This is a genomic window from Terriglobus roseus, assembly GCF_900102185.1.
GTDB classification, from domain to species: Bacteria; Acidobacteriota; Terriglobia; order Terriglobales; family Acidobacteriaceae; genus Terriglobus; species Terriglobus roseus_A.
The window spans coordinates 1,210,901-1,225,632 of the sequence record NZ_LT629690.1; the positions used below are offsets into that span (position 1 = coordinate 1,210,901).

The following is a 14,732-nucleotide window of genomic DNA, read 5'->3' on the forward strand; positions in this document are numbered from 1 at the left end:
GGGAGACGATGGCCTACTCCAATGCAGAACCGCTAACTGAACGAAAGAAGAGACGACAGAACACGGGTAGGGTTTCTACTTCCGAGGACCGAGATCTCGCCGCAGCGTTACGTTCCTCGATCCTTCGGATCGAACGGAACATCCGCAAACGTTCGCGGTCAATGGGGCGTTCCGCAATTGAGCTTCATGTCCTGGAGGCACTTGATCGACACCCTGGGATCACGCAATCGGAGCTGGCGCAACTTGAACACATGAGCCGGCCGTCGATGGGGGCGCACATCAGAAAGCTGCATGAGTGCGGATACATAAGGATTGCTTCGATGAAAAAAGTCAGCGCTGGAAATCCAGCCCAGCTTCACCTGACAAATCGCGGCCGGGCCTTCGTGCGCAGAGCAGCAAACCCGGGGAGAGATTGGCTGACACAACGTCTCGCTCTGCTCAAGGTGAGCGAGCATAAGCAGCTGTCACTTGCGCTCGACTCGCTTCAATCAATCATTGCGGATAAGTAAACGGTCGTTGACCGCTATTGAAGTTTTCAATTCACCAGTGCACTAGGAGAAATGTGAATGGGAAGTAGATCAAGGAAGTATGCTCTAGCGTTGGCGACGGTTGCCATGGGAATCCTTTCTGCAGTTGGAACTGCGTATGCTCAGGAAGCTCAGGCCAATCGTGGTCGCCCAGCGCAGACCGAGACCGATGTTCCGAAAGGACCGACACCACGTCTTGGAACTCACCCGAATTTGTCAGGGTACTGGACCACATCGCGCTCGGCAAAAGACAAACCCATAGGGAATCTCGGCAAGGATTATCCGGGCTACAAACTCCCGTTTACACCTGCAGGCGACGCGGCGCACAAATACAACGTGGAGCACACCGTCGATCCGGAGGCATTGTGCATTCTCGGAGGCATTCCACGGCACAACGCGAGCGGCCTTGGATTCCAGCTATTGCAGGGCGAAGATCAAACTGCTTTCCTTTATGGATATACGACCTATCGCTTTGTCCCCGTCGATGGGCGAAAACATGCCGATGATCCGGATCCCACATACTTCGGAGAAGAGATAGGTTCTTGGGACGGCGATACCTTTGTCATTGATTCGGTTGGATTCAAAGGGACGCAGACGTGGGCCGACGAGAATGCAGATCCGCACAGCGATCAACTTCACGTTGTCGAGCGTTGGACCAGGCCAGACCTCGGACATCTTCATTTGGAGATGATCGTAGAAGATCCAAAGTTCTATACCGAGCCGATCCACTTTCAACGCACCTGGCTTCTTGGGAAAGCAGGGCAGCAGGTGCATGAATTCGCTTGCAGTGAGAACAACGTAGATGCACCGCATATTGGCCCCGGGCCAGGATTTATTGGGCCAGATGGTCAAAGGGGATATGAGAATCTGGCTCCCTTGCCGCCGCCACCCTCCAAAAATCATCCAGCGGTCACCTCCATTCCTGAATAGGACGACCTGATTTTCGCTATGAATCTCATACTGCTCGCCCGCGTCAGACCATATCAACTCATGATGGTTACACGTATCTTGTCTTCTTCCGGTTGTTGTCGCTAGTTGTGCGCTGTTGAGGTGATGGCAGGTGTGTCACTGCCATCATCTCCGGACGCCTTCATCCCGCGTGTCGCTTCCTGTCAAGGAACAATTCATCGCTATTCCCGCGCTCAACGCGTGCGGAACAAGAGCGTGCGTGCATTGCCGGAAAGGCCAACGTAGACGGAAACACTTGAAAAGGAGATTCGTGATGCTAGATCGAAGAATGTCAATAATTTCGGGGGTGGCGGTTGCGTACGTTCTTGGAAGTGGACTGCTCTCGTCCCACGCTCAAACAAACTACGGCAGTGTCCGCGGAGTCGTTAAGGATTCCCAAGGCGCAAGCATCACGAATGCGAAGGTCACTCTCACGTCAGAGAGAACCCATACGACTCGTGACGTTTCTACCAACGGAGGAGGTATCTATTTTTTTGGATCACTTGATCCGGGCCGATACACCGTTCGCGTGGTCAGCGACGGATTCAAGACAAGTGAAACAAATGTTGCGGTGGCCATTGGTGCTACCGCCTCGGTTGATGTGTCGCTGGTGGCTGGTGGCTCTGACCAGTCGGTCACAGTCACTGCAACTTCCGAAGAGGTCCCTAACCGAACGAACGCGACGAACGGACAACTCTTCGATGAGCGAAAACTGCAAGATCTTCCCAATCTAGGACGCAATCCATTCATTATGGATAAGCTCGACAATAATGTCGTTCCTACTGGGAATCCGCAGCAAGCACGTGCGGAAGATCAGAACATGACCTCGTCTGTTTCTATTGCCGGAGCGCCTATCGGAACAAACGGATACGTTGTGGATGGAATTCCTACTTCGACGTCAGCTGGGATTGTGACTTTTATTCCTTCTCTCGAAGCGGTGACGGAAGTTAAGGTTCAAGCCAATACGTATGACGCAGAAGCCGGTCGGGTTGGAGGAGGCCTCTATAACGCCACGCTCAAATCGGGTAGCGGTCGTCTTCACGGAGTCCTATACGGCGAAACACGGCAGACAGGATGGAGCGCCAATAGCTTCTATAGCAATCTGACCGGTGCACCGCGTCCCGGACAAGCGACTTACCTTTATACCGGGGCTTTGGGAGGTCCGCTTCCCATCGACAAGATCCCGGGTATCGAACGTGTTCCTCTGATTCGCGGAAAGTATTTCTTTTGGGTGAGTGAGGATGGATATCGGCAACAGCAGCCTTACGCAGCGAGCAGCACGGCAGTATTCGTCCCTAGCGCTGCGGAGCGCGTTGGAGATTTCACTGCAGAAGGCAATCCCGGTCGCATAGAGCCCATTCTCTATGATCCGACGACCTACCCACGGAAACAGATCGTCGGTCTTAAGAATGGAGTATCCACGCCGAACTATATCCCGGGCAGTGGCCTAACTCTCAACGCGATTGGGCAGTACATTGCGAATGCGTATCCTCCGCCCAATGTGACATTGAACACTTCGCAAGCGTACGGTACGGGGAACCGAGCGCTTCCGTACGATTCGCTCAAAACCCGGTCTGATATGTACAGCGGCAAGCTTGATCACCAATTCAATGATCGCTGGAACGCCGCCGCTTCCTATGTTCACCTGGCGACGCAAGAGCCGAGCGGAAGTGTGCTTCATGTGGCCGCGCAGGGAACTGGTGTCCTGACGCGATACATCGATGCGACTGCCGTGAACAACACGATCGTGCTGAGCCCGACGACCCTCTTAAATGTTGCGTATGGTTTCAATCGTTACTACAGCACCTCGCCGCAATATTCCAGCGGTTTCAATCAAGCAAATGGGTTTGGCGGGATTGGTTTCCCGGCAGGTTTCGTGAGCCAACTCCAGTCCGAAAGCTTTCCTACGATCTCTCCAAGTGGAGCAGCTACTCTTGGCGGTGCAAACAGCGGTCCCACAATCAACTACTCACGCAATTTCGTCGTAGGACTTACGAAAACAGTGGGGAAGCATAACCTGAAGGCGGGCTACGTATACCGTGCGTTGAGGCTGTATACACAGAGCTTCTCGGGTGGTAACGGCAGCTATATCTTCAATGGCCAATACACTTCCGCCAACGGAGCAAGTGCGACGACGGCAGCGGGAAGCTCGATTGCTGATCTTCTTCTTGGGGCTCCGTCCGCCGCATCCATCACCATCAATGCTCCCAACACGTTACAGCGTGCTAACTATAACGCCATCTATGTTCAGGATGATCTGAGAGCGACCAACGATCTCACCTTGAACGTTGGTGTTCGGTTTGAGTTTGAGCCGGGTCAGGATGAGGCACACAATCGCAACATCGTCGGGTTTGATCGATCGGTTAACAATCCGTTGCCGACGACAGGCTCGCCACTTCGCGGAGGCGTAATGTTTGCGGGGCAAAACGGATACACCACACGGTGCTGCTCTTACGGTGCAGTGAAGGTGTCGCCTCGATTCGGTGTGGCATATTCTTTCGATCGACGAACAGTGATCCGCGGCGGGTTTGGGTTGTTCTACTCACCCGTTGCGCTGACGAATTATTCCCCAGGCTACAGTCAGACAACCACTTACTCGACAACGAACTTGACCGGGGCGGTCGCGGCGAGCAGTCTCGGGTCGGGAGGTTATCTCTCCAATCCCTTCCCAAGTGGCCTGCTGCAACCGACTGGAAATTCATTGGGTTATCTGACGGGTGTGGGCGGCGCAATTACGGCCATCGATTCTGCAAGACGCTATCCGTTCGTACAGCAATACTCCGTTGATCTGCAGCGTGAGTTACCGGCCCGTGTGTTGTTCAAGATCGGATACGTTGGCGCGCGTGCAAGAAATTTCCCCAATACCGTGAACATCAATCAATTACCCAATAGCGCGTTGGCAGGAGCAAACGGCACATCTTTGGCGACATCTGTAACCAATCCCTTCTATGCTTCATCAGTTGGCGGTTACCCGTCGACCGGCGTCGTGGCGCAGAAGACAGTACCCAGAGCCCAACTGCTTCTGCCGTTCCCGCAGTTCACATCCGTCACGCTCTCCGAGAGCAATGGTTATTCGCGGTACAACTCACTTGCAATCAAAGCCGAACGCAATGTGGGCAAGAACCTGGTTCTACTCGCGACGTATACGTGGTCTTCCAATTGGGACAGTATCTATTCGTCGATCTCGGCACCGGCGACGAGCAACAATCTCAATGCAACGAGTGGCCCGCAAGACAACACCAATACCGATGCTGAGTATGCGCGTGCTTCGGACAACGTGCCGAATCGTTTCACCTTCGTAGTGCAATACAACCTGCCATTCGGACGGGGCAGAACGTTCCTCGGTAATGCAAACCGTTGGGTGGATGCAGTGATCGGGGGATGGCAGATCAATGATGAAACGATCCTTCAGGACGGTGGTCCACTCACGATCACTCAGACCAATCTCAACAGTGCCTCACAGTTTGGAACGACGGGGGTCGGCGGTTCAGTGCAGCGACCGAACCTAGTCCCTGGGATTCCTATTGCGAAGAGCGGACGTCCGCAGAGAAGACTAGGGCCGCAACAGAATGGCACGGAGACTTACTTTAATACCGCTGCATTCACCGTTGCTCCGGCATACACCTATGGCAATGCACCGCGCACACTTCCCGTGTACGGTCCTGGCTATAGCAACTCGGATATCTCCCTCAATAAGAGTTTTCCTTTTGGGGAGAGAGTGAATGTGCAGTTCCGCGCGGAAGCGCTGAATGCATTCAATACGCCCGAATTTGCCGCGCCCGTGGCGGTGCTTCCCGTGAACACCGCTACGCAAACCGTGATTTCTGGCTCAACCTTCGGTCAGATCACGTCGCAAATCAATTACTCGAGAATCATCCAGCTAGGAGGCCGCCTGAGCTTTTAGGTGCAGTGGCAGGAAATAACAAGGTCGGCAGTACGAATCTACTGTCGACCTTCTTATTTTCATGATGATTCGATTCCGACTTAAAAAAAGCCTCTGCAACGTTCCCTGATCTTAGGAACGTTGCAGAGGCGCTTGGGGCAGAATTGAAAATGATGAGTGTGCGTTAAGACTTCTTCTGTGGGAGCTTGGCGCCGGAGCCGTCATCACCAGGGCCGCCATCACCAGGCGTACCGCCGTATATATTGCGACCATCGGGAAGTGTGACGCGGCGACCGTCGATCAGATGTGAACCATCCTTCGCGCGATATCCATCAACGACGATGGTGTCGCCGATCTTCAAATCTCCCTTGCCCAGGCCACGACGAGAAAGTGCTCCAGGGCCGGCACCTTCACAGCCCCAGTTCGTCACGTTGCCTTTCGCATCGACCACGTCTACATAGAAATATGAGTGTGGGTTGGTCCACTCAACACGCGTGAGTTTCCCAACTAACCGTACAGGTTTGGTGCCGTCAAACTCCGCGGCGAACGAGTGATGGGCAAATGCGGGTGCAACAACGATTAACCCAGCGGCGAGCGTAGCTGCAAACAGCTTGGCCTTCATAGAAGGTCTCCTTCGGATGTGTTGTTTTCGGGATGAGCAGAGCACAAACGTGCAACGGGCTCACAATGCCGATTGTGAGCCCATTAAGAAACGCGAATTAGCTTAGGAAGCTAACTTAACGACACAAGTGGGCACAACACCGGCTCAGGGAGAGGGTGTTACAACAACGCGCCTGCTGACTTGGAATCATGAGCAAACTGTAACTCTGAAGGTGAAGCATGTCAACGTTTCGGCTTGACGGAAGTCTTCCAGTGTCTTATTGTTCGCTCATGCACACGATCCTCATCGCGAATTGTTGTCGCCCGACACAGTCACAGATTCGCGGAGTGATCCAGCGCATGGTGTAGTCACACCACAGCGCATTTCCTCAAAGAGCTATCTTTCGCGAATCCGCCTCTTGTGCGGGATTGTCGGCCATGTCCGTCCGCATAACGTTGCGGCTTCGCATGACCTGATCCCCGAAGGAGATCGACGTGTTCACTCGTCCCACCAAGCTATTTCTCATTGCTGTGCTTCTCACATCCTCTGCGGTAGCGCGAGCACAAGATCAGGGTGTTCAGCCCGGTAAGCCAAGACCATCCAGCCCATTTGCGGTAGACGAATCGAAGTTGGCGAAAGGGCCAGCGCCTCGTTCAACCGACGGACATCCTGACTTTTCAGGCTATTGGCTACCGTCTCGCAAAGATCGGCCATCAGGCAATATTGGCAAAGACTATCCGGGCTACAAGCTTCCGTTTACCGAAGCCGGTCGCGCGGCTTTGAAGCACAACGTCGAGCAGACTGTTGATCCGGAAGCACTGTGCGTGGTCGGTGGTATCCCACGGCACGACGCGAGCGCTTTGCCGTTCCAACTGTTGCAAGGGAAGTCACAGGTCGCGTTTCTTTATTGGTACACAACGTATCGACTTATCCCTTTCGATGTGCGCAAGCACGAGGATGATCCGGAGCCTTCCTTTTTTGGCGACGAGATCGGATGGTGGGAGGGCGATACATTCGTGATCGATTCGACGGCTTTCAAGGAAGAGCGCACATGGATCGACGAGAATGCGAATCCGCACAGCGATCAACAACACACCGTTGAGAAGTGGACAAGACCTGACGTTTCGCACCTGCACTTGGAACTGACGGTGACGGATCCCAAGTTCTACACGGAGCCGCTCCACTATCAGCGAACGTGGCTGCTTGGGAAACCTGAGCAGCGAGTGCATGAATATTCGTGCGCTGAGGATAACGTTGACGGACCCCATATTGGACCTGGTCCGGGACCCATCGGACCCGATGGTCAACGTGGCTACGGTGTCTTGGCACCGCTACCTCCGCCTCCGGACAAGGATCATCCAGCGGTTACAAATATCCCGGAATAGTCACTCCACTCAAACGAAGGGGCGAGAGCGATTAGTCTCGGCCCCTACGATCTAGAAGGTTGATGCTTTGAATTGGCTACAACATCTTTGCCAACTGTTGTACGACTCGCATTTCGGGACCTACATCCGAGAGAGTGATTATGCGTTCTCAATCATTGAGTCAGTGCATGTATTGGCAATCACCTTACTCGTTGGCACAATCGCCCTGCTTGACCTCCGGATGCTTGGCGTCGTGTTACGGGGAGTTTCTGTGACCCGCATTGCGCGTACTGTGTTTCCGCTGACCTGGTCCGGATTTCTTGTCATGTTTGTCTCTGGTTTCTTGTTGTTCTGGGCAGAGGCGGCGAAGAACTATGGTAATCCAGCATTCCGTATCAAAGTGCTCCTGCTCCTGCTTGTGGGCGTAAATCCCTTGATCTTCCATACGACCATCTACCGCCGCGTACATGAGTGGGAACAGCTTGATGTGTCTCCGTGGAGGGCGCGTGCAGCGGCGATTGCTTCCTTAACACTTTGGAGCGGCATTATCGTTGCTGGCCGCATGATCGCTTACTTCTGACAAAAGGATTCACATGCTTTCCTGGTTTATTGCTCTCAGCCATTCTCCCCTTGGGCAGTACATGCAGAACTCCCGGTGGGGCTTCGCGGTAGTGGAGGCGATCCATCTTCTCGGCCTTGCGGTATTGGGGGGAGTCATCCTCATCGTCGATCTTCGCTTGCTCGGACTGATTCTTAAGAGCGAGCATGCGAGAACCGTTTCGAGGGGTCTGAGCAAGGTGCTACTCATCAGTCTTACCGTAATGATTCTGACCGGGATTGCACTGGTTTCAGAAGAGGCTCTGAAGTGCTATCACAGTCCCGCGTTTCAGTGGAAGATGGCGTTACTAGCAGCTGTTCTCCTGTTTTATTTCACCCTGCACCGTGCCGCCTTACTGCGCACCGAGAAGAATCAGGTTGATGCATGGTCACGTCTTGCGGGCATCGTGTCGATCACGTTGTGGTTCGGCGTTGGAGTTGCTGGCCGCGCTATCGGTCTGTTGTAAAAGAGTTTCTTTCTGGAGGTGAGTGATGAAGCTGAATCCCGTAGGAAGTACATCGTTGCTGGCTATAGTTGTCGGCGCTGGGTTGTTTTCCGGTTTCTCTTCGCGACCTGTTCTTGCACAGACATTGACTGTAACGCCAAAGCCGGTGACCGTGGAATGGGTGTACCGGGTCAAGTACGGCTACAAGGACGAGTGGTGGGCACTGTTCAAGAAGAACCAGATTTCGGTTCTAGAGCGGCAAAAACAGCTTGGCTATGTCAAGGAGTACACGGTTTATGCTCCGAGCCTGCATACCAGCGAAGACTCGCGCTGGGATTACCGCATCGTCATCGTCAGGGCGTCAGCAGACGCTCCGCAGGGACTGTCCGAGGGAGAGATCGCAAAGCAGTTATTCCCTGACCAGACGACTTATAAACGAGAAGAGAATCGTCGTTGGGAACTAACAACTAATCACTGGGATCTTCCGATTCATGTTGTGAATCTCTCGGCGCAGTAAGGTCCACAACAAAGGGCTCCGTATATCAACGGAGCCCTTTGTTCTAACGACGTCCGATTGCGTTCTTCTCAAACTCACTGGTCGATGGCAAACGAAGCGGCTTGGTTCGCGGATACCAGTATGCTGCGTGGCATGCTTCGCATGCGGCGTCTAAGGCTGCGCCTGCGGCCAACACTCCCTGGGCGTCACGACTACGTGCCGCGATAAGAGCCGCGTTCGACGCCTCTTCCAAGCGCATCGCTGCGGCTTTGAACTTAGCGGGATCCGCATCGATGTCAACACGAATTTGCACTGCGGTGCGTGTACCCGGTGTATCGGCGTCGGCTAGTTTGCTATGCGCATTTTCACCGACTGGGAGCTTTGGTGTCTGGAGGCGTTTGGATCCCGCAATCAAGCCCTGCGCGTAACCCGCGACCTTTTGCCACTCTGCGTCGTTCTTCGGGGCTTTAACTTGTATCCCCATTGCTGTTTGCGATGTGCCAATCGATTCCCACAGTGCATCCGCTGAAGGGTCGACTAGAAGATCCATCGTTTGTTGAATGCTTCCAAGCTTCACTGCTGTCGAAGGGACTGATGGCGTTTGGCGGTTCGCAGCAATCGCGGCCATGCCAATGGAAAGGACAGCACTGGCGGACGCGATGCGAAGGTAGGTTGCATTGACAGGCATAACAAAGCTCCTTGTGGTGTTTAGAACGAGAGACGTGTTGCGATTTGCAACAAGCGAGGTGACGCGGCACTTACAATCTGTCCGAAGTTTGGATCGCCCATCTGGCCATTCACGGATGCCGGACCGTAGAACTGCGCGTGGTTGAACACGTTGAATGCCTCCAGACGGAGAGCGAGAGAACGAGTGTCTCCGAAGTGGGTGATTTTCTCTAAGGCCATATCGAAGTTCTCGATGCCGGGACCGTAAAACATCCGTCGTTTCGAATTCCCAAGTTGGCCGAGCGTCTCCTCCTGGAACAGGGCGGTGTTGAAGGCTGGTAGTCCGTTGCGACCATTCGTGTTGATCTTCAATGGCCCGGGTGTCATTTGAGGCGTATCCAGCAGGTAGTTGTTAGCGCCGTTGCCAAGTGTGCCAAGCAGGGAGTTGTCGGAGTTGTCGTACAACGTGATGGGGAACCCCGTGGCAAATCGTGCAGTGCCAGAAAGGCTCCAGCCACGAGTCAGTTGATTGCGGAAGGCGTCGACAAAGGGAAGAGCCCACGTATAAGTCGCAACGAAACTATGGCGTTGATCCCATGCAGAAATAGCGCGGCTATGGCGAGTATCGATCGGGTTAAGCTGTTCTCCCAGATTTGATCCCTGATCAATTGACTTCGCGTATGCATAGCTCACGAGAATCTGTGAGCCATTGCGTTTGTAGCGAAGCGTCGACTCCAGTGCGTTGTAGTTTGAATTTGCGATCGAACTGTCGGAAGTATTTTCTCCATAATTTGGACCTTGCCCTACACGTGTTCCCTGAACAACTTCTCCGTGGCTGTTGCTATAGGCTGCGTCCTCACCAAATGGACCGCAGCCCGGCAGGCTCAGGCATAAGGCGGGATCACCGGGATTAGCCGATACCAGGGCGAGAATGTGGTGGCCTTGATTGCCGACGTAGCTCATGGTGAGTAGTGCGTTTGGTGTGAGTTGTCTCTGTAGGGAAAGCATGTAGCTTTCAACGTAGGCGGCGCGGTTGTTGTGATCAAAGAACGGATCGCCAGCGATGGGAACAAAGTTCGACCAGTCCACGGATGTGTCTGGGTTCGAAGTCGATACCGAATGGCTGGGGAACGGGAAGGGAAATCTCTGTCCGTTATCTACGCCTGAAGCGGCGGTTATGAAAGGCGTGGCGAGTAACGGAGGCGCGGGGCTTAGATAGTTATAGCCAAACGGCGGGACGGCATACATGATTCCCGCGGATAACCCAGGAAAGGCGGTGTAGAACATACCAAAGCTCGCTCGGATGCTGCTTTCTCCTGGACCTCCAAGGAGGGTACGCAACAACCCTTGCTCTGCTGACGGTGAGTAGGCAATACCAACTCGTGGAGCGAAGTTGCGGTAACCTACGGGAGCAATCGTGTGCGGTACTCCTGGATCGCCCGCAACTACCATGCCTTCCGGAGCTCCGGGGAACAACTTCGATTGGGTGCCAGCGATATAGGTCTGGAGTTGGTTGTACTTCTCCCACCATGGAAAGATCACATCCCAGCGGAGTCCGGCGTTGATCGTGAGATCTCTGCGCGCACGCCAATTGTCCTGCACGTATAGACCGACATAACGATTCCTAAGATAGAACGGCTGTCCGGACGATTGCGTAAAGTTGCTCGCGACTCCCAATAGAAAGTCAGCGTACGCGGAACCTGTCTCGGTACCGTTGATATTGAACGTCCCATTGAATGTTGCGTTGGGGTGTTCGTTTACCTGGTCCGCATGGAACTGTCCACCGAACTTCAGCGTGTGTGCGCCCATGACATGCGACACGCCGTCACCGATGTAGTACGTGTTATTAGCCTGAGTGAGATTTGTGATTGGAACGCCCATCACAAAGGTTGGGAAGGTGATGTTCTCAATACCCTCAAATGGCGGTGCCTGAACGGAGATTCCCGGCGTGTTCGATCCTGTAACAAACCCTTGAGATGCAAGACTGACACCGAGTCCACCCTGAGGTTCGCCGATGATGTTGGCGTTCCGCAGAAATCCCAGATGAAATTCGTTTACGGTGCTAATACCCAGCACCTTCGTATGTCCGAACGTGAAGACCTGGGCTCTACCAATGGTGAGTGCGTTGAAGCCAGGGATACTCGCTCCTGCCACCGAACCCGGGTAGGGGTTGTCGAGATGATAGTCATCGATGAAGTAATAACCCGTGAATTGGCCCCACCGGTTATTGCCATCCAGCCGGAACGCACCCTTGGTGTCTCGTACGCTCTGGGAGTATGCGGCAGTCGAGAATTGATTCGTGCCACTGTTGGGAGAGGGTATGTACTGCAGCAAGTTCTTTGCTGGTGTCGACCATGCACTTTGCGGAATCACACCGTCGAGAAAAACACTGGAATACGGTTCTCCAGTTGCGACTGTGCGGCCAAGCTGTTGCGACAAGAGTGACGCGAGGTAAGGGCCACTGACGTTTCCGGTGAGCGCATTTTGATTCCCCTCCAGAAAATTGCCACTTCGCTGTGCAGCAGAAGGAACAGAGATGTTTCCGGTCGAAATGCCCTGTGTTGTTCGCGTGCCTTGATAGTCGGCAAAGAAAAAGAGTTGATCGCATTTGATCGGGCCACCGCCAGCACCTCCAAACTGATTTTGGCGATACACCGAGCGAGATGGATCGAAGTATCCTCGTGCGTCGAGTACTGTGTTTCGGAAGAACTCAAACGCCTCTCCATGGAATTGACTGCTTCCGGATTTACTGACAACCGTTATCATGCCGCCGTTATAGTTGCCGTATTCGGCGTCGAAGTTCGTCGTGAGCACGCGAAACTCTTCAATCGAATCCAGGTTCGGGATGACAGAAGTTCCGCCATTCATGTGTTCCTGAACATCGATGCCATTTACGAGAAAGCCATTCGCAGACTCTCGTTGCCCATTGATGGATAGATTTCCGGGATTTAGATCGCCTGAAGGATCGAGGCTTCCTGTAACGCCGGCCATGATGACTGAGCTGGGGAGCAATGTCGATACGGGTGCCACTCCTGGCTGTATGGCCAACAAATCGGTATAACTCCGGCCGTTTAAAGGTACAGAGGTCATTTGTGCAGCCGAGACCACCTCACCTAGATGTGTGGCTGATGTTTCGACCTGATTCTCCGTGTTGGCGGTCACTGAAACGGTATCCGTACGTTGAGCAATACCAAGCGAAACGTCGACACGAACGGCTGCGTCGGTATCGATCGCAATAGCCGTCCTCTTCTGCGACGAGAAACCAGTCGATTCGATTGACAATTCGTACTGGCCGACGGGGAGACTCGGAAATGCGTATAGCCCCTGTTTGGTTGAAACAGTTTTCCAGCTTATGTGTTGCGCGGTATTCAACAGCGTGAGATGGGCGCCTGCGATCGAGGCACCAGAGCCATTTGTGATAGTTCCTGCGATGCTGCCGCCATTTCCGGCATGGATCGTCGGGATGAAGAGAACGAACGAAACAGGGCACAATGCGCCCAGAATCTTGCGGTAGTACAAAGCCTGCTCCAAACGAGCCACGCGAAGGCTCAACCGAAATTCAGTTGATGAGGGAAGGGGACGAGGAGGGAGGTTTAGGAAAGATGACAACAGCGCCGCGGAGCGCTGTCGCTGAGACACATCTCAAGCCTGCGATGTAGGAACGGATTGGCAGGCGAGAACATGACTATCTCTAGAAGTAGCAGGTGTTGGGACGTCAGGGAGCCTATCTTTTGGCCATATCGAACCATTCGCGGCGATACGATGAACCAGGAGACGAACTAAATGATTCGTTGGTGGCTCAAGCAGCGCCCACAGACAGTGCTTTTCGCTGCGGTATTGTGTGTGACTGCCATCGCCTTGTGTGATTGGCGTATTACCTTCAACGCGACCTTGGGGTTTCTCTATATCTTCCCGCTAGCGATGCTTGGAACGATCCTCCGTGTTTGGCAGATCATCGGCATGGCGATATTTTGTATGACACTTTCCAGCGTGCTGGATCCATTTTCGATGGACGCACTGGTCCCGCGAAGCATCCTTATCTTTCTGACTCTGGCAACGGTCGGACTGCTCTCGCGGCAAATTGCAACCGGCTATCGCTCCGAGATGGAAAGCCTGACGCGTCTCCAGGATGAGGTTGAAGCTCGAAAGGTTGAGATCGCATCGCGCTTGGCGGCGGAGGAGCAACTCGACTTTCTGGTGCAGAGCAGCCCCGCAGCTGTGTTCACCGTATCTGATAGTGGCGAGATTCTGATCGCGAACCCGGCGACACATGCCTTGTTGGATGTTCCGGCGGGCAGTCTGTGTGGGAGCAGGATCGGCGACTACATTCCGGAGCTTGCAGCCGTACCGTCGGTGGATGAGACAACGACTGTCTATCGTACGGAAATGCAGACTCATGGACGTCGTCGCAACGGTGAGGTTTTCGTTGCCAACGTATTTTTCTCAACCTATCGGACTCCGGCAGGACCGCGCTTAGCTGCTCTGGTTGTGGATGCATCAGAAGACCTCCGCGAGCGAGAGGAGGCTAGCCTGGAACAAATGCTGACCGGATCACACATCTTGGTAGCTGCCGTGTCTCACGAGATTCGGAATGTCTGTGGCGCAATCCGAGTAGTGCACGAGAATCTTTCTAGAAGTGGCATCCTCAACGGCAATCAGGATTTTGAATCTCTTGGAGCGCTCACGAAGACTCTGGCGAGGATTACATCGTTGGAGCTAAGGCGCTCTACTGGCGGCGCTGCACACAACACCTTCAATGCGCAAGATGTCTTGACGGACTTTCGGATCGTGCTCGAGAGGTCATGTGCGGAGTTGGATATCACGCTTGCTTGGGATGTTCCCAGCGACTTGCCACTTGTCCGGGCAGATCGACAATTGCTGATGCAGATTCTGTTGAACCTGACAAAGAATAGCCAGTTTGCGCTCGAAGGTGTGGACGACAAATGGATCAGCGTCTCAGCCCGGCACCATGGGAATTTCATCGTGATTGCGGTAGATGACAATGGCCCCGGCATCCCTGTTGGGCGGTCGCTTTTTGAGCCCTTGCAGAAAGGGGCACACACGACTGGTCTCGGCCTGTATCTATCCAGGGCGTTTGCACGATCGTTTCACGGAGAACTGCGACACGTCCCAACTAGCAAAGGATGTTCCTTCGTTTTGGAACTCCCTCTTGTCGGGCGATCGGAGAACTCGGGGAGCTAGAA

11 protein-coding genes are annotated in these 14,732 nt (G+C 53.8%); 8 read left to right on the plus strand and 3 right to left on the minus strand.

Going from position 1 to position 14,732, the window contains the following annotated elements:
* Positions 1-8 precede the first annotated feature (8 nt).
* From BLT38_RS05135 to BLT38_RS05145, 3 genes are all read left to right on the plus strand, one after another.
* A complete protein-coding gene (locus BLT38_RS05135) occupies positions 9-509 on the plus strand; it encodes a MarR family winged helix-turn-helix transcriptional regulator (RefSeq protein WP_083344224.1) in 501 nt (166 codons plus the stop codon).
* Between the two features lie 57 nt (positions 510-566).
* A complete protein-coding gene (locus BLT38_RS05140; RefSeq protein WP_156785016.1) occupies positions 567-1,457 on the plus strand; it encodes a hypothetical protein in 891 nt (296 codons plus the stop codon).
* Between the two features lie 307 nt (positions 1,458-1,764).
* Positions 1,765-5,379 carry a carboxypeptidase-like regulatory domain-containing protein gene (locus tag BLT38_RS05145; protein ID WP_172838151.1) on the plus strand — a complete coding sequence of 1,205 codons (3,615 nt, stop codon included), beginning with the start codon at positions 1,765-1,767 and terminating at the stop codon, positions 5,377-5,379.
* 163 nt (positions 5,380-5,542) lie between these two features.
* Here BLT38_RS05145 and BLT38_RS05150 read toward each other — a convergent pair whose 3' ends face one another.
* Positions 5,543-5,980, minus strand: coding sequence for a DUF6152 family protein (locus tag BLT38_RS05150; protein ID WP_156785017.1), 438 nt, complete (start codon positions 5,978-5,980; stop codon positions 5,543-5,545).
* A 473-nt stretch (positions 5,981-6,453) separates the two neighbouring features.
* Here BLT38_RS05150 and BLT38_RS05155 point away from each other — a divergent pair, with 473 nt between their 5' ends.
* The 4 genes from BLT38_RS05155 to BLT38_RS05170 all read left to right on the plus strand — a co-directional run bounded on the left by BLT38_RS05155 (position 6,454) and on the right by BLT38_RS05170 (position 8,883).
* Positions 6,454-7,344, plus strand: coding sequence for a hypothetical protein (locus tag BLT38_RS05155; protein ID WP_083344227.1), 891 nt, complete (start codon positions 6,454-6,456; stop codon positions 7,342-7,344).
* Positions 7,345-7,411: 67 nt separating this feature from the next.
* Positions 7,412-7,903, plus strand: coding sequence for a DUF6644 family protein (locus BLT38_RS05160; protein ID WP_083344228.1), 492 nt, complete (start codon positions 7,412-7,414; stop codon positions 7,901-7,903).
* Between the two features lie 13 nt (positions 7,904-7,916).
* Entirely contained in the window at positions 7,917-8,387 is a 471-nt protein-coding gene (locus tag BLT38_RS05165) for a DUF6644 family protein (protein ID WP_083344229.1), read from the plus strand.
* A 25-nt stretch (positions 8,388-8,412) separates the two neighbouring features.
* A complete protein-coding gene (locus BLT38_RS05170; RefSeq protein WP_083344230.1) occupies positions 8,413-8,883 on the plus strand; it encodes a hypothetical protein in 471 nt (156 codons plus the stop codon).
* A 43-nt stretch (positions 8,884-8,926) separates the two neighbouring features.
* On the opposite strand, the gene BLT38_RS05175 is transcribed toward BLT38_RS05170, so the two are convergent.
* Together BLT38_RS05175 and BLT38_RS05180 are read right to left on the minus strand one after the other, a co-directional pair.
* The gene (locus tag BLT38_RS05175; protein ID WP_083344231.1) at positions 8,927-9,550 is read right to left on the minus strand and encodes a cytochrome c; all 624 of its coding nucleotides are present in this window, start codon (positions 9,548-9,550) and stop codon (positions 8,927-8,929) included.
* Positions 9,551-9,570: 20 nt separating this feature from the next.
* On the minus strand, positions 9,571-13,068 hold the full coding sequence (locus tag BLT38_RS05180) for a TonB-dependent receptor (protein ID WP_231966760.1): 3,498 nt from the start codon (positions 13,066-13,068) through the stop codon (positions 9,571-9,573).
* 243 nt (positions 13,069-13,311) lie between these two features.
* On the opposite strand from BLT38_RS05180, the gene BLT38_RS05185 reads away from it, so the two are divergent.
* Complete coding sequence (locus BLT38_RS05185; protein ID WP_083344233.1) at positions 13,312-14,730, plus strand: sensor histidine kinase; 1,419 nt, start codon at positions 13,312-13,314, stop codon at positions 14,728-14,730.
* Positions 14,731-14,732 lie beyond the last annotated feature (2 nt).